This is a genomic window from Streptomyces sp. NPDC044064 (assembly GCF_056434245.1).
Genome location: NZ_JBWKFN010000016.1, coordinates 166,076 through 185,982 on the forward strand (window position 1 = coordinate 166,076; position 19,907 = coordinate 185,982).

Here is a 19,907-nt window from a genome sequence, read left to right on the forward strand (position 1 = left end):
GGAGGCTGAACACGGGGAAGCGAAGAGCCGTACTACACGGCATCCCCTCGCAGGCAACCGCGGGGGGCACCAGACGCGCCGCACCTGGAGGGTCGTCCGTTGTTCAGCATCACCGTCCGCGATCACATCATGATCGCTCACAGCTTCCGCGGCGAGGTGTTCGGGCCCGCGCAGCGACTGCACGGCGCCACGTTCCTCGTGGACGCCACCTTCCGCCGTGAACAGCTGGACGAGGACAACATCGTCGTGGACATCGGCCTGGCCACGCAGGAACTGGGCGCCGTCGTCGCCGAGCTGAACTATCGCAACCTCGACGACGAGCCCGAGTTCGCCGGGATCAACACGTCCACGGAGTTCCTGGCCAAGGTCATCGCCGACCGGCTCGCCGAACGCATCCACAAGGGCGCGCTGGGCGAGGGCGCCAAGGGCCTCAAGAACATCGCCGTCACACTGCACGAGTCGCACATCGCCTGGGCGAGTTACGAGCGTGGTCTGTGACCGAGACGACCGTGGCGAAGGTACGGCTCGCCTACGTGCCCCAGCAGCCCGCCCCTTCCGAGAACCTCGGGATCATCCCCATGTCCCTGCGCACCGTGCACTTCGTCATGCCGGGCGGTGTCGACGACCCGGCCGCGCCGAGCGGCGGCAACGCCTACGACCGACGGGTCTGCCTCGACCTGCCCGGCTTCGGCTGGCAGGCCGTGCGGCACTCCGTGCCCGGCAACTGGCCGCGCCCCGGCCGGTCCGACCGTGACGTGCTCGCCCGCGTCCTGCGGGACCTGCCGGACGACACCGTCGTCCTCCTCGACGGCCTGGTCGCCTGCGGCGTCCCCGAGGTCGTCGTCCCCGAGGCCGAACGCCTGCGGATCGCCGTGCTGGTGCATCTGCCCCTCGGCGACGAGACCGGCCTGGACGCGGCGGTGGCCGCCGACCTCGACGCCCGCGAGCGGCAGGTGCTGCGGGCCGTGCCCGCGGTCATCGCCACCAGCGACTGGGCCGTCCGCCGCCTCGTCTCCCACCACGGTCTCGCCCCCGAACGGGTGCACGTCGCCGCCCCCGGCGCCGACATCGCGCCCCTCGCGCCCGGCACCGACGGCGTCTCGCAGCTGGTGTGCGTCGCCGCCGTCACCCCGCGCAAGGGCCAGCACCGGCTGGTGGAGGCGCTGGCAACGGTCACCGACCTGCCGTGGAACTGCGTCTGCGTCGGCGGGCTGACCCATGACCCCGAGTACGTCGCCCATCTGCGCGAGCTGATCCGGCGCCACGGCCTCCAGGACCGGCTGCGGCTCGCCGGACCGCAGGCCGGCGCCGAACTCGACGCCGCCTATGCCGCGGCCGACCTGATGGTCCTCACCTCGTACGCCGAGACGTACGGCATGGCGATCACCGAGGCCCTCGCCCGCGGCATCCCGGTGCTGGCGACCGACGTCGGCGGTGTCCCCGAGGCGGTCGGCCGCGCTCCCGACGGCGGCGTCCCCGGCATCCTCGTCCCGCCGGAGGACCCGGCCGCACTCGCCGCCGAACTGCGCGGCTGGTTCGGCGAACCCGACGTACGCCGCCGTCTGAAGGGCGCCGCCCGCAGCCGCCGCGCGGCCCTGGACGGCTGGGCGACCACCGCGCGCAGCCTGGCCGGCGTCCTCGGCCGGCTGCCCGAGGCACCGAGGAGGGCGGCATGAGCGACACCAGCACCGTGACCGGAGAGATCCCGGCCCAGCCCGGACCGAGCGACGAGCGGGTGCCGGGCCCGGCACCCCGGCCCGACGACCCGTCCGGCGTGATCGCAGGCGCCGGGCCCGTCGCCCGCCCCGGCGAGCGGGCCACCGTACGGCTGCGGGAAGGCGGGCAGGAGGAGCCGGCCCGCTACGCGCCCGAGTGGCTGCAGCTGCGGGAACCGGTCGACGCCGCCGCCCGGGCGGAGGACCTGCTGGACCCGCTGCGGATCAGGCTGGCCGAACTGCCGGGTCGCACCGGCAGCATCGTCGTGCACGACCTGGGCTGCGGCACCGGCTCGATGGGCCGCTGGCTCGCGCCCCGCCTCGACGGCGCCCAGCACTGGGTCCTGCACGACCGCGACCCGTACCTGCTGCACTTCGCCGCCGCGGCCTCCCCGCGCTCCGGCGCCGACGGCAGCCGGGTCTCGGTCGAGACGCGGCGCGGCGACGTCGCCCTGCTCACCCCGGACGCGCTGGCCGGGGCCTCCCTGGTGACGGCCTCGGCCCTGCTGGACGTCCTGACCCGCGAGGAGATCGACGCCCTCGCTGCCGCCTGCGTCGGGGCGGACTGCCCGGCCCTGCTCACGCTGTCCGTCGCCGGACGCGTCGAACTCACCCCGTCCGACTCGCTGGACGCCGAGATCGCCGAGGCGTTCAACGCCCACCAGCGCCGTACCGGCCTGCTCGGTCCGGACGCGATCACGGTGGCCTGCGAGGCGTTCTCCGAGCGTGGGGCGACGGTGCGGGTGCATCCGAGCCCGTGGCGGCTCGGCCCCGAGGAGTCCGCGCTGACCGCCCAGTGGCTGCGGGGCTGGGTGGGCGCGGCCGTCGAGCAGCGACCCGAACTGCGCGAGCCCGCCGAGCGCTATCTGCGCGAACGCCTGGCCGCCTGCGAGGCCGGTGAGTTGCAGGTGGTGCTCCACCACAGCGACCTGCTGGCGCTGCCGCGGCCGGCGGGAGGGGCGTCATGAGCGGGCAGGCGGGCGCGGTGTCGGCCCCGGAGGCCGTGACGGCACTGCTGGAGCCGCCTGTCGCGGAGGCCACGCATGCACGCGCCTCCGCGCCTGCGGGGCACGCCGCCTCCGAGGCCGAGGGGCGCACTGCCCCGGAGCCCGCGGGACAGGTCGTCTCCGAGCCTGCGGGGCACGTCGTCTCCGTGCCCGAGCGGCGTACTGCCCCCGAGTCCGAGCAGCGCACTGCCCCCGTCTCCGAGCGTCGCGCTGCCTCCCTGCCCGAGGGGCACGTCGTCTCCGTGCCCGAGCGGCGTACTGCCCCCGAGTCCGAGCAGCGCACTGCTGCCCTGCCCGAGGGACACAGCGCCCCCGAGGCCGCGGAGGGCCCCGCCTCCGAGTCCGAGGGGCACGTCGTCTCCGTGCCCGAGCGGCGCACTGCCCCCGAGTCCGAGCCTCGCGCTGCCTCCCTGCCCGAGGGAGACGGCGCCCCCGAGGCCGCGGAGCGCACCGCCCCCGAGGCCGCGGAGCGCTCCGTACCCGGGCCCGCGGAGCGCACCGCCCGCCGCTTCGACTCCCGTGCTCTGCGGACCCACTTCGGCACCGTCGCCGGGGTGGTCATCCTCGGCGCCCTCCTGTGGCGGCTGGGTACCGGTGTGCTGCTCGACGGGCTGCGGCGGATCGACACGGTGACACTGCTGGTCGCGCTGGGCATCGGCGTGGTCACCACCGTGTTCAGCGCGTGGCGCTGGCAGTTGGTGGCCAAGGGGCTGCGCATCCGGCTGCCCTTCGGTCCCGCGGTGGCCGACTACTACCGGGCGCTGTTCCTGAACGCGGCCCTGCCCGGCGGGGTTCTCGGCGATGTGCACCGGGCGGTCCGGCACGGGCAGAGCGCCGGTGACCTGCGGCGCGGGGTGAAGGCGGTCGTCCTGGAGCGGGTCGCCGGGCAGGTCGCCCTGACCGTGTTCGGCGCGGCGGTGCTGCTGACCCTGCCGTCGCCCGTCCGTGACGACGTCCGCACCTTCGCCGTACCGACGGCCCTGGCCGCGGCGGGCGCGCTCGCCGTGCTCCTCGCCGTACGGATGAACCGCGCGGCCTCCCGCCGCGGCGGCGCCCTGCGCAGGGGCCTCGGCGAGCTGCGGGAGGGGCTGCTGTCCCGTCAGGCCGGACCCGGTGTGGCCCTGTCCTCGGCGATCATCCTCGCCGGGCACGTCGCGATGTTCGTCGTTTCGGCCCGGGTCGCCGGCTCCGCCGCCTCCGTGGCGGTGCTGCTCCCGCTCGCCGTCCTCGCCCTGGTCGCCATGGGCCTGCCGCTGAACGTCGGCGGTTTCGGCCCCCGCGAGGGCGTCACCGCCTGGGCGTTCGGCGCCGCCGGGCTCGGCGCGAGCAGCGGAGTGGCCGTCGCCGTCGTGTACGGCGTGCTCAGCTTCGTGGCGAGCCTGCCCGGCGCCGTCGTCCTCGTCGCCCGCTGGTACGGCGGGCTGCGCGGCTACCCGCGTACGTCCTCGGAGCCGTCGGCGGACGTGAGCAGCGCGAAAATCGCGCCGAACGATTCCGTGAGGCTCGCCAGCAGTTCCTTCCCCTTTTCCGCCGAACCCAGGGAGGGACGGCCGATGACGCCCGACTCGGTGTAGGCGGACATTCCCACGGTGAGCAGATGACGACGGTCGTCCGCGGTGAAATCGGCGGACTCGTATCCAGGACGGACGAATTCGGGATGAGCGTGCAGCAGAATGGAGGTCTCGATTTCCCCTGCGTGCATGTCGGTGAGCAGCGAGGTGCGCACTCCCGCCGCCTCCCGCGCCGCCTCCCAGTCCTCGGCAGCCGGGAACAGTCCCATCGTCTCGCCGCGCGCGGAGGCTTCCTGTACGACGTTGCCCAGCACATAGTTGCCGCCATGCCCATTGACCACGACGAGCGCGTCGACACCGGAGCGGCGCAGCGACGCCGCGATGTCCCGGACCACCGCATGGAGGGTCACGGCGGAGATGCTGACGGTTCCCGGCCAGGCCGCGTGCTCGTGCGAGCAGGAGACCGTCACCGGAGGGAGGAGGTGCACCGGGTACGCGGCGGCGATCTCCCGCGCCACGGTACAGGCGATCAGCGTGTCGGTCGCCAGCGGAAGGAAGGGGCCATGCTGTTCGAAGCTGCCGACGGGAAGGACTGCGACCTGAGTTGAAACGCTCGCCCCCCGCATCCGTACGTCTTCCGTGGTGTCTGCCGGCACCACCCCGTATGCCGCCGAACGCGCGCCCGAACCACTCATCTTTTCCCGGCCTTTCGTCTCTGCTTAGGAATCAGATCATGACAGAAAACATCGGCATCCTCGGCAAGAAGTCCCCGCGGCGTTCGGGCGCGGAACGCGTTGTGAATACCCCGCTGCCCACCGTGTACGGGAAATTCCAGGCGATCGGCTACCTGGACCACGACCGCGGTGACGAGCAAGTCGCCCTGGTGTACGGGGAGATCGGTGCCGACAACGTTCTCGTCCGGCTGCACTCGGAGTGCCTGACCGGCGACGCGTTCGGTTCCCAGCACTGCGAGTGCGGCGACCAGCTGGCCGCGGCGCTGCGTGCGGTGGTCGCCGAAGGCAGTGGCGTCGTCGTGTACTTGAGGGGCCACGAGGGCCGTGGCATCGGTCTGCTGGCGAAGCTGCGCGCCATGGCCCTGCAGGCGGAGGGCCTGGACACGGTCGAGGCGAACCTGGCCCTCGGGCTCCCGGTCGACGCCCGTGACTACGGTGTCGCCGCGCAGATCCTGCAGGACCTCGGGGTGGGCTCGGTGCGGCTGATGTCGAACAACCCGCGCAAGCGCGAGGCGCTGGTGCGGCACGGCATCCAGGTCGCCGAGCAGGTGCCGCTGCTGATCGAACCCTGCGAGAGCAACATCACGTACCTGCGGACGAAGCGGGAGCGGCTGGACCACCACCTGCCCCATCTGGACGCGGTCGCCCACGGCTCCTGATTCGGCGGGCGGCCGTCCGGACAGGATCAGGGGGTGACCGACGACGACGTCCTCTTCCTCTCCGCGGCCGAGGTGACCCGGCTGCTCGGCGCGGACGCGGCGATCGCCTCGCAACGGGCGGCCTTCACCGCGCTCGGCACGGGCGAGGCCGACACGCCCGGCAAGATCATGCAGCCGAGCCGCTTCGACGACAGCGTGGTCTTCGCCTACGTCTCCCGGCTGTCCAAGGACACCGGGGCAGTGGCGAAGTTCGGCAGCGTCAACCCGGGCAACGCCGCCGCCGGGCTGCCCACCGTGCACGCGGTCGTCACCGCGCTCGACCCCGACACCGGGCGGCTCGCGGCCGTCCTGGACGGTACGGCGGTGACCACGCTGCGTACGGCCGCGGGCAGCGCCGTGGCCGTGGACGCCCTCGCCGTGCCCGGCCGCACGGAGCTGGCGCTGCTCGGCTCCGGCACCCAGGCCCTCGCCCACGCCCGCATGATCGCCCGGGTGCGGGAGGTGACGGCGGTACGGCTGTGGAGCCCGACCTTGAGCCGCCGCACCGCAGCCGCGGACGCCCTCGCGGCCGGACTCGGCGTTCCCGTCCGGGCGGTGGACAGCGCCGAGGAGGCCGTGACCGGCGCCGGGGTGGTCGCCGCCTGCACGCTCAGCAGGACCCCCGTGGTGCACGGCGCATGGCTGGCCCCGGGCTGCACGGTGGTCAGCGTGGGCTCCTTCGAGCCCACCCGCCACGAGGTGGACGCCGACGTCGTACGACGTGCCGCGGCCGTCGTCGTGGACGACGCCGGTACCGCGGCCGGGCACGCCGGGCCGGTCGTGGACGCCCTGCGCGACGGACTGCTCACCCCCGACGCCCTGATCCCGCTGGGCGAGGTGCTCACCGGCCGCCGCGGCGCCCGTACCGCACCACAGGACATCGTCTACTACAACAGCACCGGACTCGGCATCCAGGACGCCGCGGCGGCCTGGGCCGTGATCCGCGCCGCGAAGGAGACAGCCGAGTGAACCTTCAGGCCCGGGTGGTCATCGTCGGCGGCGGGGTGATGGGCACGAGCATCGCCTACCACCTGGCGCGCGCCGGAGTGCGTGACGTCGTCCTGGTCGAACGCGACGAACTGGCCGCCGGCTCCACCTCCAGGGCCGCGGGCGGCGTACGGGCGCAGTTCTCCGACGAGCTGAACATCCAGCTCGGCGCACGAAGCCTGGAGGCCTTCGGCCGGTTCGGGCAGGAGCTGGGACAGGACATCGGGCTCCACCGGGTCGGCTATCTGTTCCTGCTGTCCACGCCCGAGGAGGTCGCCTCCTTCGAGGCGGGGGTGCGGCTGCAGAACTCCCTCGGCGTGCCCAGCCGTATGCTCACCCCGCAGGAGGCCCGCCGGCTCTCCCCGCTGATCACCACCGACGGACTGCTGGCCGCCGCCTACTCCCCGGACGACGGCCACTGCACACCCGAGACCGTCGTCCACGGCTACGCGGCCGCCGCCCGCGCCCACGGCGCCCGCATCCTGCGCCACACCGAACTGACCGGCATCGAACTGCACGGCGACACCGTCACCGCCGTCAGCACCACCCTCGGCCGCATCGCCACCGACACGGTGATCTGCGCGGCCGGCGCCTGGTCCAGGGCGGTGGGCGCGATGGTGGGCGTGGACCTGCCGGTGCAGCCGCTGCGCCGCCAGATCGCGGTCACCGAACCCGTACCCGGACTGCCGCCGACGCTCCCCATGACCATCGACTTCACCACCAGCCTCTACTTCCACGCCGAGGGCCCCGGCCTGCTGCTCGGCATGTCCGACCCGGACGAGAAGCCCGGTTTCGCCACCGACACCCACGACCGCTGGATCCCCCGCCTGTACGAGGCGATGCAGCACCGCGCCCCCGCCCTGCTCGACCTGCGCCGCACCGGCACCTGGGCGGGCCTGTACGAGAACACCCCCGACCACAACGCCCTGATCGGCGAGGCGCCTTCGGTGTCCCGCTTCCTGTACGCGACCGGCTTCTCCGGCCACGGCTTTCTGCAGGGACCCGCCGTGGGCGAGATCGTCCGCGATCTGTACCTGGGCCGCGTACCCTTCCTCGACGTCCGCCCCCTGAGCGCCGGCCGGTTCGCGGCCGACGCCCCGCGCCCGGAGGCCAACCTGGTATGACCGAGCTGCACCTGTGGCTGCGCCACGAGGCCCGTACCACCGAGCGGCGCACGCCGGTCGTCCCCGCCGACGCCCGCCGCCTGACCCGGAGCGGGGTACGGCTGACCGTGGAGGACTCCCCGCAGCGGATCTTCCCCGTCGAGGAGTACGAGGCGGCCGGCTGCCGCCGCGCCCCGGCGGGCTCCTGGCCGACGGCACCGCGCGACGCCGTGATCCTCGGCCTGAAGGAACTCCCCGACGAGCCGTCGTCGTTGCCGCACCGCCACATCTTCTTCGGGCACGCCTACAAGCAGCAGCCGGGGGCGACGGAGCTGCTGCGCCGGTTCGCCGCCGGGGGAGGAGCGCTGCTGGACCTGGAGTACCTGGTGGACGACCAGGGCCGCAGGCTGGCCGCCTTCGGCTACTGGGCGGGCTACCTGGGCGCCGCGCTCGCCGTGCTCCAGCACCGGGGCCGCCTGGTGGCACCCCTGCACCCGACCACCAAGCAGCACCTGGACGCCACCCTCGAACCGACGCCCCAGGACGAGGACTTCACGGCGCTCGTCGTCGGCGCGCTGGGCCGCAGCGGCCGGGGCGCCGCGGCCGCCTTCGACACCGCAGGCGTCACCGCGACCCACTGGGACCTCGCCGAGACCCGCACCCTCGACCGCCCGGCCCTGCTCGGCCACGACGTGATGGTGAACTGCGTCCTCGCCACCACCCCCGTCCCGCCCTTCCTGCGCGAGGCGGACCTGGACGCCCCGACCCGCCGCCTGCGCACCCTGTGCGACGTCACCTGCGACGTCGGCTCCCCGCTGAACGTCCTGCCCGTGTACGACCGCACCACCGACTGGACGGACCCCGTGCGCCCTCTGCGCAAGGAGCCGCCCCTGTCCCTGATCGCCATCGACAACCTGCCCTCGCTCCTGCCCCGCGAGTCCAGCGCCGACTTCTCGGCGGCCCTCGTGCTGCAGCTGCTCGACTTCGGTGCCTCGGACGTGTGGCAGCGCTGCCTCGACCGCTTCCACCAGGCCTGCCGTGAGCTGGGCATCGTCGACCAAAGGGAGTTGCCCCATGACTGACCGAGTACCGGCGTCCGGCACCGTCCACTGGGTCGGTGCCGGCCTGTCCACGGGCAGCGGACTGGCCGCACTCTGCGACAGCGCCGAACGGGTACGGCTGTGGCACCGCACCGAGGAACGCGCCTCCGGCGCCCTGGCCACCCTGGGCCTGACCGGCCGAGCCGAGCCCCGCGCGTTCACGCTCCCCGCGCTCACCGCCGAACTGGCCCCCGGGGATGTCGTCGTATCGATGCTGCCCGCCCCGGAGCACGCCGCACTCCTGGCCGCGTGCGTAGCCGGGCGAGCCCACTTCTCCTGCTCCAGCTATGTCTCGCCCGAGGTCCTGGACCAGGTTCCGGCAGCGACGGCGGCCGGCCTGGTCGTCCTCACCGAGGCGGGCCTGGACCCGGGCATCGACCACCTCTTCGCGCACAGCCTCATCGGCAGGGCGCGCACGGAGATCGGCGCGGACACCCCGGCGGCCTACCGCCTCACCTCGTACTGCGGCGGCGTCCCCGCGGTCCCGAACGACTTCCGGTACCGCTTCAGCTGGGCACCCCTCGGCGTCCTCAACGCTCTCCGCTCACCGGCCCGTTACCTGGAGAACGGCACCGAGACCACGGCCACCCGCCCCTGGGAGGCGACCCGGCCCCACACCCTCTCCGGGGAGACCTTCGAGGCCTACCCCAACAGGGACAGCATCCCCTTCATCGCCCAGTACGGCCTCCCGCCCGCCTGGACCCCCAGCACCTTCGTACGGGGCACCCTGCGCCTGGACGGCTGGCTGAAGGCGTGGGAGCCGGTCTTCGAGGAGCTGAAGGCGGGGGACGACGAGACCATCGCAGCCCTGGCCCGAGAGCTGGCGGCGACCTACCCGACGACGGACGAGGACCGTGACCGCGTCGTCCTGTCGGTGTCCCTGGAGGTCGAGACCCCGGACCGCACCTGGACGGGCGGCTACCTCCTCGACCTCGTGGGCACCGCCGAGGAGTCGGCCATGGCCCGCTGCGTCTCCAGCCCGCTGGCCCTGGGCGTCCGCCACATCCTGGACGGCAGCCTTCCCGCGGGACTGAACCGGGCGGCGGAGACGGCGGAGCGGTCGGACGTATGGCTCGCCGAACTCGCCGAGGAGGGACTGGACTTCACTCTGCGACTCGGCCGGTAGAAGAGGATCCGCTCTCGCGCTGGTCGTCGATGCGGACCCGCAGGTCGTCCACGGCCGGGACGTCTGCGAGCGCAGCGCCCTGTCCGGCAGCAACCGGATGAGCGTGCCGGTCGTCCCGTCGGCCTGGAGGGGTTCCAGACCGGTCACCGGAAAGGAAGGCTCTCCGCGTCCGGAGAGTCGAAGAACCGCAGGTCCTTGGTGGCCATGACCGGCTTCTTCACGATCCGGCCGCGCTCATCGGCGCGCGTGTCGGTGCCTCGACCGTCATCGGCCACGGACACAGAGCCGTCGCGATGCAGTGAGCCGTTTTCAACCTGCCGCCGATGCCGACGTTCCCTGCTGATCTTCGGACGTTGGCGGACGAAGCCCTCGCTCGGATTGCCGCCGACGATGAGGTCCTCGCATGGTACTGACTGGGCTGGATGCGCTGATGCGCGCCGCTGGCTCGCCATGATCAATGGCCTCCGAACGGTGCTCAGCCCGTCCCCGGCGTCGATGAACGTACCCATGTTTGACTTGTGACACAGCCGGAACTTGCGCCGCTCTACAGTGGCCAGGTGCCTGAAAACCCGTGGTTCGAGATCGATGGCCCTGTTGGCGAGTTGGAGATCGACGAGGCTGAGCTCGCCTTCGCGGCACGGCTCCGAGCCCTCGCGGGTTGCTGGGACGTGCCCTTCGCGTCCAGCTGGGTGGGGAGGCCGGAAGACGACTCATCGCTCTTGGCGGTTGTCACGTTGGGGACGTCACAGCTCTCGCTGGCTGACTTCGGAGTCCACATCACCGGTTCGACGATGCGCGGCGACCGGCTGCACAATCAGTTGTACTTTCTGCCGGAGCGGCCGACTTCGTTTTCGATGGAGGTCACCGGCTCCCCTGAGGAGCTGGCCGAGCGGGCCGCCGAGTGGTTCGAGGCGATCCTTCGCAAGCCTGTTGTGCGGTACGAGTGGGAGCACAACGGCCAGATCTACGCTGAGCTATACCTGTTCGCGGATACCAGGGAGGGCATGGCTCAGGGGTACAACAGCACGCTTTCTCCACCTGGGCAGGAACAAGAACTCATAGCTGCTGGCCAAGTGGTCGGCCTGAACTGGATCCAGACTTCAGGTCTTGGCCGGCCCGATCGAATCGTCCCTGTCAGAGGGACAGTAGACGACGGGGTTAGCTCCAAACGTCGACGTATGAGCTTGCGAGGTCTGCTGGGAAGGCCCTGATCAAGAGGTTTGCCGAGGCCGGGGCAGCTGTTCCTGAGGTTGCGAACCGATGACGGGGTGGGCCGCTGCGCGTGCGGAAGGCATCCAGTGAGCCGTTTCAAACCTCAGAGTGACGCTGCCAGGTGAAGGGCGAGGATGGCCTTGACCAGGCCGGTGATGCGGTTGGTCGAGCACCGGAGCTTGCGCAGGAGCCGCCAGGAGTTGAGGGTGGCGACGGCCTGCTCGACCAGGGCCCGGATTCTGGCGTGGGAGCGGTTGACAGCTTGCTGGCCGACGGAGAGCGTCTCCCAACGGCCGCGGTAGGGAACGCGGACTGTGCCGCGGGCGCCTTGGTAGGCCTTGTCGGCCCAGCAGGTGATGCCTGCGTCTGCGAGGGTGCTGACGATGCCGTGCTCGCGGGCCGCACGGACGTCGTGGACGGCGCCGGGCAGGGCCGGCGAGACCCACAGTAGACGGCCGAATGGATCGGCGATGACCTGCACGTTCATCCCGTGCTTCTTATGCTTCCCGGAGTAGGACGGCCCGTCGGCGGCAATACGGTCGATCCCGACACCGAAACCGGCCGCGAGTTGGGCATAGGTGTGCCCGCACCGCAGATGGGCCAGCACCAGCAAAGCCTGCCGGCCCGTGGTGAGTCGGCGCCAGGGCGTGCCTCGCTCCAGACGCCGCGAGGCCAGCAGTCGGGCCAGGTGGCCAAGCGTCGCGCTGGACAGATCGATCCCCGATGGGTAGACAAGCACATGAAGCTCCGGGCAGACGGGTTGATCTTGGTCGACAACCCATCTACCAGGAGCTTCACCCCTTCCCCAACACCACCCCTGCAGCAACTGACCAGCATCTCAGCCAGGTTGGAAACAGCTCACGGTCCAACAGGCCGATTTCCCCGTAGCGGCGGTAGCGGTTGACCCACTTCGATGCACAGGCGCGCGAGATCCCCATCTCGACGGCGACGTGCACTATTGGACGAGTCCGGCAGTGCTCGACAAGTAGGCATCGACCTTCGACTGTCAGTGGAGCATTGGCGTGCCTCATGGGCAGTTTCCCGTGACGGTTTCGACATTGTCGGGGAAGCGATCTTCGGCGGTCATCACACCGGTTGGAGACTGACTGATGTGTGTGGTCATGGCCGCGGGCCGAACTCGGTGCTGTGGTCGATGGCCCACTGTGCGAAGGGGCGGGCTGGCCTACCGGTCAGGCACTCGACATCATCGGTGACAAGGCGTGATTCCGGTCGCCGCGTTGACGCCGTGATGAGGGCATTGACCAGCCGCTCGGGACGGCCGTCCGCGAGCATTCGTGCGCGCGCGATATCCACGGGGACCGGCTCGAAACGCAACTTTCGTCCGAGGGCGGCACCGAGGATTCCGACCTGGTCGGCCCTGCTGAGCGGCTCGGGCCCGGTCAGCAGGTAGGGGGTGCGATGCGAATCGTCCTGGCGTCGAAGGAGCACCTCCGCGGCTGCGGCCGCGACATCACCCTCGTCCACGACTGCTGTGCGCGCTATGTCCGGACCTTTGACCACGTCGCCTGCGCGCAGCTGTGCCGCCCAGCCCCGGGTGTTGGACGCCAGCGTGTCGCTGCGCAGCACGGTGGGATGCAGGCCGGCATCACGGAGCCGGCATTCCATGTCCGCGTGTACCTGCACAATCGGGTCGCTTTGGCGAAATGAGGCGTCATCGATCGCAGTCGAGGAGAGGTAGACGACGCGCGGTGCTGCTGCGGCGAGTTCTGCGATCAGAGGCTCGGCGGGGGCGGTGTCGAGCAGCGGCCATATGAGGAAGACGGTGTCGATGTCGTCGAGCGCCGCACGGACGGAGTCGGCGTCGGTCAGGTCACCGCGCACCGACTCGATGCCGGGTCGCGGGCCAACACGGCGACGATCGAGGCACCGCACAGCTGCTGCGCGCGCGTGCAGCCGGGCGAGGAGCTCAAGGCCGAGGTTGCCCGTCGCGCCGGTGACCAGGACCGATCGGGAACAAGCAGGAGTAGGCGGGGTGGGAGAACTGTCAGGCATGCTGGGGACGCTAAAGGTTCAGGTCGACATCAAGGCAAGGGCGGAATGGCGATAACGATCGGCGAGGCGGCCGCGCAGCTTGGCGTCGAGGCCCATGTCCTACGGCACTGGGAGCACGTCGGAGCACTCACGGTGCACCGGGACGCGAACGGTTACCGCCTCTACGACCACGACGTCCTGGAGCAGGCGCGAACCGTGCTGAAACTGCGACAAGTCGGGCTCTCGTTGCCAGAGGTCACCGCAGCGATGTCCCCGAAGAAGTCCGCAGCGCAGGAGGTCGTGCGCGCGAAGATCGCTGCGCTCGAAAGCGAGGTCCGCAGCAGACAGCAAGCGATCACCTTCCTCCGGCACACCGTCGAGTGTCGCCATCGGTACCTCGAGGAGTGCGCGGACTGCGCGACATTCGTCTGGGACCCTTGATCATCCGATGTGAGGAATTCGCGGTCGATGACCCTAGCCCTTGATCAGTAGCAAGTGACCGCCGACATCAACGTCTTGGCCCGCAACATCTGGTGCTCCACGCTCATCGCGCGGACCTCATCGTTCCGAACTCTCGGCCAGCGCTTGTTACGTATCCTGCAATCCATCGCCATGGCGGGTGGGGAATGAGCAAGTGCGCCGTTCTGCACCTCCAGGCAGCTACCGAGGTGCTCCTCAAGGCTCGGCTGGTGCTGGAGCGTTGGAGCCTGGTTTTCAAGGATCCAGGCAGTGCGAGCCTTGAGAAGTTCGAGACCGGCAAGTTCGAGACCGGCAAGTTCGAAAGCTGCACCGTCGGTGCCGCCATGGACAGGCTCGCCCATATCGCTCGGGTGCCGATTCCGCCGAGGGAACGCAAGGAAGTCATGGACCTGGCGGATGATCGAAATGCCTTGACGCACTACGGACATACCGCCAGCGCGTTCGCGGTCGAGGCCGGAACCGCGAGGGTTCTCAGCAGCCCCGAGGATGCCGGCGACGCCGTCGGCAACCGTCACTGACCCTCAAATACTCCTCAGAATCCCCGGCTTGTGATTGTTGTGCTCATGGCGGACGGATAGCGTCAGGGTCTTGATCGCCAACCGAAGAGAGACATCGTCATGAGCCGTCCGATCGTTCGGCGCGCTGTCCCGGCATGCGCCGCCGTTGCCGCATCGGTCCTGCTCCTTGCCTCCTGCAGTCAGGATTCCGATCGGCACGGCGCGGGGCGCTCCACGCCCTCTCCGCAAGCCACCGCCCACGCTCCGGCGCCAAGTGCGGCACGGGAGACGGCATTGCTGAGGCAGGCGACATCCGTCGTGACCAGCCTGTCCGGAGGTGTGCTCCTGGAGGGCGGATCGGAGCGTGTCGGAGACGGGATTCATACTCGCCCGGTACTGAACAAGGGGAAGACATACCGACTCGTCCTGACGTGTGTCGGTGAGGGCAGTGCACGCCTGACCGTCGCCCCTACGGCCTCGGGTTCCGGCGCAACTGTTCCTTGCGACCGGTCCGTGGTCCAGCAGCGGATCAATGGGAGCGGCCCAGTCCGAATCGATGTTGTCGGTGCAGAGCGGTCCACGGGCGCCCTTGCCTGGCGAATCATGTCGATGCCGATCCCGGCTCTTTGATCTTCTTGCCGGCGTTGATGCCCTGACTGGTCTCGGGCACGTTTGCCGAGGTCTTCACATTCTGTGCGTCCACCACGGCCGTGGTCGGCTCTGCGGTGCGACCGTGGGCCCGGCGGGTCTTGTCACGTAACGGGTCGTGAACCTGCTCGGGCGCGCCGTGATCTCCCACAGCTCATGCACGCGGGCAGCCGTTCCCGGGCCGGTCCGTCTGGCTCGCCAGGCCGTGAAGACCACTGCCAACTATCTGGATCAGATGGCCTCCAAGCGCAACGAGCGGGGCCCCCGAGCTGTTGATCGAGATGTCTGACGTCTCGACCACACTGCTCGGGGGCCTACAAGCGCCGCCGGTACGGGGTGAACGTGCAGGTGGTCACCGATTCGGGCGGCCGGTTGCTGTGGCTCTCACCGCGTTGCCCGGCCGAACTCAAGAGCTGAAGAAGCTCAGCGATGCCTTCGGCACGGTCGCGTGCCGAGGGCATCGGGTGTGGAGCGCGGTCCCCAGGCTCAGCCGGCGTGAACCAGGGTCTCCTCGCTGCCTAGGTGGGCGGCGCCTGTGTCCTGGTACATGGTGGTCTCGCCGTCGGACCAGCGGATGACGAGGTCGTCGGTCCGGTGGTTCCCCGTGAAGTCGCCGGTCGTCATGACCGTGTCGTGCTTCCAGAGCCCGTTGGGGTTCAGGATGCGCTGCTCGGTGCCGAGGCCGGACGTGGTCGTGCCGACGTAGTTGTCGAGCTCGCCGTCGGTCCAGCGCACCATGAGGTCCCACTTATGGTTGCCGGAGAACTCACCACTGGTGAGAAGGGTGGCGTCCCTCCACGTGTCGTTCTTGTCCTTGAGTTTGTGCTCCTGGCCGAAGGTGCCCGCGCTGACGTTGGTGTAGAGGGTCACTTCGCCGTCCACCCACCGCACGATCAGGTCGGTGACGTACTGGGAGGCATTGAAGCGGCCCGCCGCGATCTGGGTCGCGTTCTTCCACAGGTCGTTGGGCTTGATCATCTGGGTGCCTGCCCGGTCGAGGCCCTTGGTGCCGATGTCTCCGTAGAGTGTGACCTCGCCGTCCACCCAGCGGACCATCAGGTCGAAACGGTTCGACCCGGTGAAGTCGCCTGCGGTGATGGTCTTGGCGTTCGTCCAGGTGGAGTTCTTGGGCAGCAACTGCCGCTCGCCCGTGAAGTGGCCGCGACCGTCGCTGTTGTAGAGCGTGACCTCGCCGTCGGACCACACCACGACCATGTCGCTGTGGCCCTTGCCGTCGAAGTCGCCCGAGGCCATGAGGCCGGCGTGCTTCCAGGTTTCGCCGGAGCCCATGGTGTAGGGCAGCGATGGCTGATCGTAGGGACCGTAGTCGGGGTTGCGGCCCTGCTGGGCATCGGCGTAGAGGCGGAAGAAGCGGTCACCGTGCAGAGGGCTGTAGGTGATCTCGTTGTATCGCGGATCCGACCCGTCCACATCGGGGCCGCCCTGAAGAAACCCGCCCACGTTGCCGATGATCGTGCCGGTGTTGCCGGAGGAGTCGAGCTCGGAGAAGAACGGCCCGCCGGAAACTCCGCCCCACATCCCGGCGCAGAAGATCTGCATCTGGTAGTAGCCCGACAGTGCGGTCGTGTAGATGTCGGGGCAGCGGACCGCCTGGTCCGGCGGGTTGTGCGCGATCTTGGGGTAGCCGATGACGGTCACCTTGTTGGCGTAGTCGGGCGTACGGGCCAGGGTGTTGGCGCTCACGACGTCCTGGACGTTCTCACGGCCGTTCGGTTTCAGGCTCGCGAAGGCGTAGTCCAGGTCGGAAGTCTTGGCCTTGTCCCAGGTGGCCCTCTTGTCGCGGAACCACTTGTCGACCGCCCAGACCCCGTACGGCTGCGCGGCCGCAGTCTTGGTGTGGTCGTACATGGGTACGAACATGGAATTCGAGCCGACGCAGTGCCCCGCGGTGAGGATCAGGTTGTGCCCCCCGCTGCGCACCACGCTGGCCGTGCAGCGGTGCCCCTTCAGCCCCTTGTCCTTGCTGAAGATCGTGCCGACGGACTTGATGCCCTTGAAGTGCTGGGCGGTGATGCCGCCGGCGGAGGGCCGCTGGACCGCTGCCGTCAATCCGTCCGGCGGGGTGGTACGACCCGAGGGGTCGGTGGCCGAGTCCATGCGCTCGGGAGTCCAGAAGCGGATGGCGGCCTCGACCGTCCAGTCGTCATCGGCGGCCAGCACCGCCGCGTCCGAAGCCGAGGGCTCGGCGGACGGGCCGGCCGAGTCTGTGGGCGCCGGGCCGGCCGAGTCTGGGGGAGTCGGGCTGGTCGGAGGCTTCGGCACGGGTGTAGCGCTCTGCAAGGGCACCGAGATGGTCGGCGTGGGGGTGCCGGGGACAGGAGTCGCGGTATCGGCCTGGGCCGCAGCGGCGTTGCCCAGCAGCACCACGGCGCTCAGTACCACGACAGCCCCGAGACGTATTCGTCTGCAGAGCGATTCGGCTTTCTGCATTCAGGTTTCTCCAAGTGGCAGGCCGGACGGCACGAGGACCCGAAGAGCGGGCGCCCGCTACGGGACAGCAGGCGAGCCACTGCTACGGAGTCCGACGCGTGATCTTCCGCCGACGACCTGCTCCGCGCTCACCGCGCGCAACAGCAACCCCCGATGCGTTCCCCCGTGCCGCCGTACGGCGGCTTTCGATCGACCGTGGTCAGCGGTCGCAGCCGTCATGATCGCATGGCGGGCGGGCGAATACATACTGTTCATCCGGCTTTGTATCAGTGCAGTTGAGGTTCTCCCAGCAGCATGTCGAGGTCACACACCTGTGCCCGCCGGTGGTGCCCCTTCGCATCCGTCAGTTGCACGCGAGAGCCGTAGTCATGCGCCGTGGGGTGCGGGGGCCGTACGTCGACGCGAGGGTTGTATTCGGCCATGACCTCACAGGATCCGGACGGCGAGCCGATCGCGTCGTAGAAGACCGGGATCGCGATGCTGTGGCCCGGCTTCAACACCAGATGAACCGGCGTGGACTCCTTCGGCTTGGAGTCGGCCGACGGCCCCTTGCCGACGTACACACTGAGCTCCGGGTAGCCGTCGAAGGCGCAAGGCTTCGATCCCTTGTGCGCGGCGCTGAGTGTCGCCGTGGGCGTGTTGTGCGGCTTGCCCGGGAGAAGGGTCATCTTCCAGCTCAGCTGGGGCGTTCCGCATGCGGCGATCCGGGTTGCCGAGACGCTGTCGCTCTGGCCGCAGGCGGTGGCACTCAGCAGCATCACCAGGCCGACCGTGCAGACCGCCGCTGTCCGCCGTGACATGAGATCTCCCCCTGGGTGACACCACTCCCGCGGGGCCGAGTGCCGCCGCTCACGCCTCACCGGACAACTAGATGCAGGCAGGCGCGCCGAGGTTCCTCTTCGACCGGCGAGGTGATCAACTCCCTCGCGCGATCTCGTGCAGCCTCTCCAGGCACTCCTTCGTCCCAGCAGCAATCACTGGGTTCCGATGCTGTCGGCGTAGGGAGACGAGTCGTCGCCGGCACATGAGTGCGCATGCGAGGAAGGCGCCGCAAGGCCGCACCACCCCCCTCGTTAGGCTGACGGCCGGACTGATCGAGCGGTGAGGGGTACGGATGCTCGTCGCCCAGTGGATGCCGCGTAACGGGGAGCACACCGGGCCCATCTCGACCGGGCCTGCCGTGGTCCTCCTCGTGGTGGGCGGCATGGTCGTCGTGGCAGCGGGCGCGGCGGCCGCTCTCTCTCGGCGGCGACACGGTTCCGGGGGCCCGACCGGCCGGCTGTTCGGGCTCGGGGCGAGCATGTGCGCTCTGGGCGGGTTCGCGCTGCTCATTCGCCATTTTTAGCCGCTCTCGCAGTGGGACGAGGCGCCACCGGCGATCAGTCCACCAGCGCCTCGTGCACCATTCGCCGCAGCTCCGGGAACACCTTCAGCTTCTTCGTGCGTACCTGGGTCATGAACTGGACGGTCAGATCATGGGTCGGGTCGATCCAGAAGGCCGTGGTGGCCACGCCGGTCCAGCCGTAGGTGCCCAGGCCCTGAGGGGCGAGGGTGCGGGCCGGGTCGATGACGACGGAGACGTTGAAGCCGAAGCCGAGGCCGTCGTTGTTGCGTTCCTGGTGGCTGGGGGCGCCGAAGGTGCGCAGGTCGGTGTTGCCGGGGAGGTGGTTGCGGGTCATCAGGGCGACCGTCTCGGGGGAGAGGAGGCGGGTGCCGTCCAGTTCACCGCCCCGGCGGAGCATCTCCATGAAACGGTGGAAGTCCTGGGCCGTGGCGACCATGCCGCCGCTGCCGGACAGGAAGCGGGGCCGGCCGCGCAGTGGCAGTCCGGGGATCGGTGTGATGCCGCCGTCCTCGGTCTCGCCGTACATCTCGGCCAGTCGCTCGGCCTGTTCGGGGGTGATGTGGAAGCCGGCGTCGGTCATGCCGAGGGGGCGGAGGATGCGCTCGGCGACGTACTCGTCCAGGGGGTGTGAGGAGACCACCTCGATGATCCTGCCCAGCACGTTGGAGGCGACTGAATAGTTCCACTGCGTGCCCGGTTCGAACTGCAGGGGCAGGCGCGCGTACACGTTCATCGTCTCGGCCAGGTTCGCGCCGGGCGGTACGGACGACTCCAGGCCGGCCTCGCGGTAGAGGGCATCCACGGGGTGTTTGTAGTAGAAGCCGAAGGTCAGGCCTGCCGTGTGGGTGAGCAGATGCCGGATGAGGATCGGGCCGGAGGCGCGGCTTGTGCGCACTTCGGTTCCCGCACCGCTCTCGTACACCTGGGGGTCGGCGAATTCCGGCAGGTAGCGGTCGACCGGGTCGTCCAGGGACAGGCGGCCCTCCTCGACCAGTTGGAGCACCGCGACCGCCGTGACGGGCTTGGTCATGGAGTAGATGCGCCAGAGGGTGTCCGTCTCGACGGGCAGCCCGGCCGCGACGTTCCGGTGGCCGTACGTGGTGAGGTGGGCGACGCGGCCGCCGTGGGCCACGGCCAACAGGAAACCGGGCAGGCGGCCTTCGTCGACGTGCTGGGCGAAGCGCCGGTCGAGGCGGTCGAGGGCCTTCGGGTCCAGCCCGGCCTCGCCCGGGTCGACTTCCTGTCGCAACTGTGCCATCGCTCTCCTCAGGTCGCGTCGTACGCGCGTGCGGGCAGGCAGG

General features: G+C 70.1%; 20 protein-coding genes and 2 pseudogenes. 13 read left to right on the top strand and 9 right to left on the bottom strand.

The features are described from left to right. The first annotated feature begins 99 nt into the window (after nucleotides 1–99). The 4 genes and pseudogenes from AC07DS_RS25815 to AC07DS_RS25830 form a co-directional block, all read left to right on the top strand. A complete protein-coding gene (locus AC07DS_RS25815) occupies nucleotides 100–498 on the top strand; it encodes a 6-pyruvoyl trahydropterin synthase family protein (protein WP_479148895.1) in 399 nt (132 codons plus the stop codon). Then, nucleotides 495–1,676, top strand: coding sequence for a glycosyltransferase family 4 protein (locus AC07DS_RS25820; RefSeq protein WP_479148897.1), 1,182 nt, complete (start codon nucleotides 495–497; stop codon nucleotides 1,674–1,676). The genes AC07DS_RS25815 and AC07DS_RS25820 overlap by 4 nt, the downstream gene beginning before the upstream one ends. Next, nucleotides 1,673–2,683, top strand: a complete 1,011-nt coding sequence (locus tag AC07DS_RS25825) for a methyltransferase domain-containing protein (protein WP_479148899.1) — start codon at nucleotides 1,673–1,675, stop codon at nucleotides 2,681–2,683. Before AC07DS_RS25820 ends, AC07DS_RS25825 begins: the two co-directional genes overlap by 4 nt. Beyond that, nucleotides 2,680–4,098, top strand: a pseudogene (locus AC07DS_RS25830) (lysylphosphatidylglycerol synthase transmembrane domain-containing protein); the annotation flags it as partial. The gene AC07DS_RS25825 and the pseudogene AC07DS_RS25830, both read left to right, overlap by 4 nt. 53 nt (nucleotides 4,099–4,151) lie before the next feature. Here the strand turns inward: AC07DS_RS25830 and AC07DS_RS25835 are convergent. Next, nucleotides 4,152–4,928 carry a creatininase family protein gene (locus AC07DS_RS25835; RefSeq protein ID WP_145884783.1) on the bottom strand — a complete coding sequence of 259 codons (777 nt, stop codon included), beginning with the start codon at nucleotides 4,926–4,928 and terminating at the stop codon, nucleotides 4,152–4,154. Nucleotides 4,929–4,966: 38 nt separating this feature from the next. Here AC07DS_RS25835 and ribA point away from each other — a divergent pair, with 38 nt between their 5' ends. From ribA to AC07DS_RS25860, 5 genes are read left to right on the top strand one after another with little or no spacing between them, the layout of a single operon-like run. Next, nucleotides 4,967–5,626, top strand: coding sequence for a GTP cyclohydrolase II (ribA, locus tag AC07DS_RS25840; protein WP_145884785.1), 660 nt, complete (start codon nucleotides 4,967–4,969; stop codon nucleotides 5,624–5,626). Nucleotides 5,627–5,659: 33 nt separating this feature from the next. Continuing rightward, nucleotides 5,660–6,634 carry an ornithine cyclodeaminase family protein gene (locus AC07DS_RS25845; RefSeq protein ID WP_479148901.1) on the top strand — a complete coding sequence of 325 codons (975 nt, stop codon included), beginning with the start codon at nucleotides 5,660–5,662 and terminating at the stop codon, nucleotides 6,632–6,634. Beyond that, entirely contained in the window at nucleotides 6,631–7,776 is a 1,146-nt protein-coding gene (locus AC07DS_RS25850; protein WP_479148903.1) for an NAD(P)/FAD-dependent oxidoreductase, read from the top strand. The genes AC07DS_RS25845 and AC07DS_RS25850 overlap by 4 nt, the downstream gene beginning before the upstream one ends. Further along, nucleotides 7,773–8,837 (top strand): saccharopine dehydrogenase, encoded by a 1,065-nt coding sequence (locus AC07DS_RS25855; RefSeq protein WP_479148905.1) that lies wholly within the window; start codon nucleotides 7,773–7,775, stop codon nucleotides 8,835–8,837. Before AC07DS_RS25850 ends, AC07DS_RS25855 begins: the two co-directional genes overlap by 4 nt. Beyond that, nucleotides 8,830–9,981 (top strand): saccharopine dehydrogenase family protein, encoded by a 1,152-nt coding sequence (locus tag AC07DS_RS25860; protein WP_479148907.1) that lies wholly within the window; start codon nucleotides 8,830–8,832, stop codon nucleotides 9,979–9,981. The genes AC07DS_RS25855 and AC07DS_RS25860 overlap by 8 nt, the downstream gene beginning before the upstream one ends. 143 nt (nucleotides 9,982–10,124) lie before the next feature. On the opposite strand, the gene AC07DS_RS25865 is transcribed toward AC07DS_RS25860, so the two are convergent. Continuing rightward, complete coding sequence (locus tag AC07DS_RS25865) at nucleotides 10,125–10,490, bottom strand: hypothetical protein (protein WP_479148909.1); 366 nt, start codon at nucleotides 10,488–10,490, stop codon at nucleotides 10,125–10,127. Between the two features lie 48 nt (nucleotides 10,491–10,538). On the opposite strand from AC07DS_RS25865, the gene AC07DS_RS25870 reads away from it, so the two are divergent. Then, the gene (locus AC07DS_RS25870) at nucleotides 10,539–11,192 is read left to right on the top strand and encodes a hypothetical protein (RefSeq protein WP_479148911.1); all 654 of its coding nucleotides are present in this window, start codon (nucleotides 10,539–10,541) and stop codon (nucleotides 11,190–11,192) included. Nucleotides 11,193–11,296: 104 nt separating this feature from the next. On the opposite strand, the gene AC07DS_RS25875 is transcribed toward AC07DS_RS25870, so the two are convergent. The 3 genes and pseudogenes from AC07DS_RS25875 to AC07DS_RS25885 all read right to left on the bottom strand — a co-directional run bounded on the left by AC07DS_RS25875 (nucleotide 11,297) and on the right by AC07DS_RS25885 (nucleotide 13,206). Further along, complete coding sequence (locus AC07DS_RS25875) at nucleotides 11,297–11,932, bottom strand: transposase family protein (RefSeq protein WP_479148913.1); 636 nt, start codon at nucleotides 11,930–11,932, stop codon at nucleotides 11,297–11,299. A 109-nt stretch (nucleotides 11,933–12,041) separates the two neighbouring features. Beyond that, nucleotides 12,042–12,224: pseudogene (locus AC07DS_RS25880) on the bottom strand (helix-turn-helix domain-containing protein); the annotation flags it as partial. Nucleotides 12,225–12,312: 88 nt separating this feature from the next. After that, a complete protein-coding gene (locus AC07DS_RS25885) occupies nucleotides 12,313–13,206 on the bottom strand; it encodes an NAD(P)H-binding protein (RefSeq protein WP_479148915.1) in 894 nt (297 codons plus the stop codon). A 45-nt stretch (nucleotides 13,207–13,251) separates the two neighbouring features. Between AC07DS_RS25885 and AC07DS_RS25890 the strand changes: the two genes are divergently transcribed. The 3 genes from AC07DS_RS25890 to AC07DS_RS25900 are packed head-to-tail and all read left to right on the top strand — an operon-like array spanning nucleotide 13,252 to nucleotide 14,183. Further along, the gene (locus AC07DS_RS25890) at nucleotides 13,252–13,626 is read left to right on the top strand and encodes a MerR family transcriptional regulator (protein WP_237514721.1); all 375 of its coding nucleotides are present in this window, start codon (nucleotides 13,252–13,254) and stop codon (nucleotides 13,624–13,626) included. Between the two features lie 54 nt (nucleotides 13,627–13,680). Beyond that, nucleotides 13,681–13,815: a hypothetical protein gene (locus tag AC07DS_RS25895; protein WP_479148917.1), complete on the top strand. Its 135-nt coding sequence runs from the start codon at nucleotides 13,681–13,683 to the stop codon at nucleotides 13,813–13,815. After that, nucleotides 13,812–14,183: a hypothetical protein gene (locus AC07DS_RS25900; RefSeq protein WP_479148919.1), complete on the top strand. Its 372-nt coding sequence runs from the start codon at nucleotides 13,812–13,814 to the stop codon at nucleotides 14,181–14,183. The genes AC07DS_RS25895 and AC07DS_RS25900 overlap by 4 nt, the downstream gene beginning before the upstream one ends. Before the next feature lie 580 nt (nucleotides 14,184–14,763). On the opposite strand, the gene AC07DS_RS25905 is transcribed toward AC07DS_RS25900, so the two are convergent. The 4 genes from AC07DS_RS25905 to AC07DS_RS25920 all read right to left on the bottom strand — a co-directional run bounded on the left by AC07DS_RS25905 (nucleotide 14,764) and on the right by AC07DS_RS25920 (nucleotide 19,864). After that, nucleotides 14,764–14,961 carry a hypothetical protein gene (locus AC07DS_RS25905; RefSeq protein WP_479148920.1) on the bottom strand — a complete coding sequence of 66 codons (198 nt, stop codon included), beginning with the start codon at nucleotides 14,959–14,961 and terminating at the stop codon, nucleotides 14,764–14,766. Nucleotides 14,962–15,296: 335 nt separating this feature from the next. Beyond that, nucleotides 15,297–17,093 (bottom strand): trypsin-like serine peptidase, encoded by a 1,797-nt coding sequence (locus AC07DS_RS25910; protein WP_479148921.1) that lies wholly within the window; start codon nucleotides 17,091–17,093, stop codon nucleotides 15,297–15,299. Nucleotides 17,094–17,527: 434 nt separating this feature from the next. After that, entirely contained in the window at nucleotides 17,528–18,061 is a 534-nt protein-coding gene (locus AC07DS_RS25915; protein WP_479148922.1) for a DUF4232 domain-containing protein, read from the bottom strand. A 579-nt stretch (nucleotides 18,062–18,640) separates the two neighbouring features. After that, nucleotides 18,641–19,864: a serine hydrolase domain-containing protein gene (locus tag AC07DS_RS25920; RefSeq protein WP_479148924.1), complete on the bottom strand. Its 1,224-nt coding sequence runs from the start codon at nucleotides 19,862–19,864 to the stop codon at nucleotides 18,641–18,643. Between the last annotated feature and the right edge of the window lie 43 nt (nucleotides 19,865–19,907).

Excerpts from the sequence above, each read along its gene's own strand:
- AC07DS_RS25825 (WP_479148899.1), top strand. The coding sequence starts at position 1,673 with ATGAGCGACACCAGCACCGTGACCGGAGAGATCCCGGCCCAGCCCGGA.
- AC07DS_RS25835 (WP_145884783.1), bottom strand. The coding sequence starts at position 4,928 with ATGAGTGGTTCGGGCGCGCGTTCGGCGGCATACGGGGTGGTGCCGGCA.
- ribA (WP_145884785.1), top strand. The coding sequence starts at position 4,967 with ATGACAGAAAACATCGGCATCCTCGGCAAGAAGTCCCCGCGGCGTTCG.
- AC07DS_RS25855 (WP_479148905.1), top strand. The coding sequence starts at position 7,773 with ATGACCGAGCTGCACCTGTGGCTGCGCCACGAGGCCCGTACCACCGAG.
- AC07DS_RS25860 (WP_479148907.1), top strand. The coding sequence starts at position 8,830 with ATGACTGACCGAGTACCGGCGTCCGGCACCGTCCACTGGGTCGGTGCC.
- AC07DS_RS25865 (WP_479148909.1), bottom strand. The coding sequence starts at position 10,490 with ATGGGTACGTTCATCGACGCCGGGGACGGGCTGAGCACCGTTCGGAGG.
- AC07DS_RS25885 (WP_479148915.1), bottom strand. The coding sequence starts at position 13,206 with ATGCCTGACAGTTCTCCCACCCCGCCTACTCCTGCTTGTTCCCGATCG.
- AC07DS_RS25890 (WP_237514721.1), top strand. The coding sequence starts at position 13,252 with ATGGCGATAACGATCGGCGAGGCGGCCGCGCAGCTTGGCGTCGAGGCC.
- AC07DS_RS25900 (WP_479148919.1), top strand. The coding sequence starts at position 13,812 with ATGAGCAAGTGCGCCGTTCTGCACCTCCAGGCAGCTACCGAGGTGCTC.
- AC07DS_RS25915 (WP_479148922.1), bottom strand. The coding sequence starts at position 18,061 with ATGTCACGGCGGACAGCGGCGGTCTGCACGGTCGGCCTGGTGATGCTG.
- AC07DS_RS25920 (WP_479148924.1), bottom strand. The coding sequence starts at position 19,864 with ATGGCACAGTTGCGACAGGAAGTCGACCCGGGCGAGGCCGGGCTGGAC.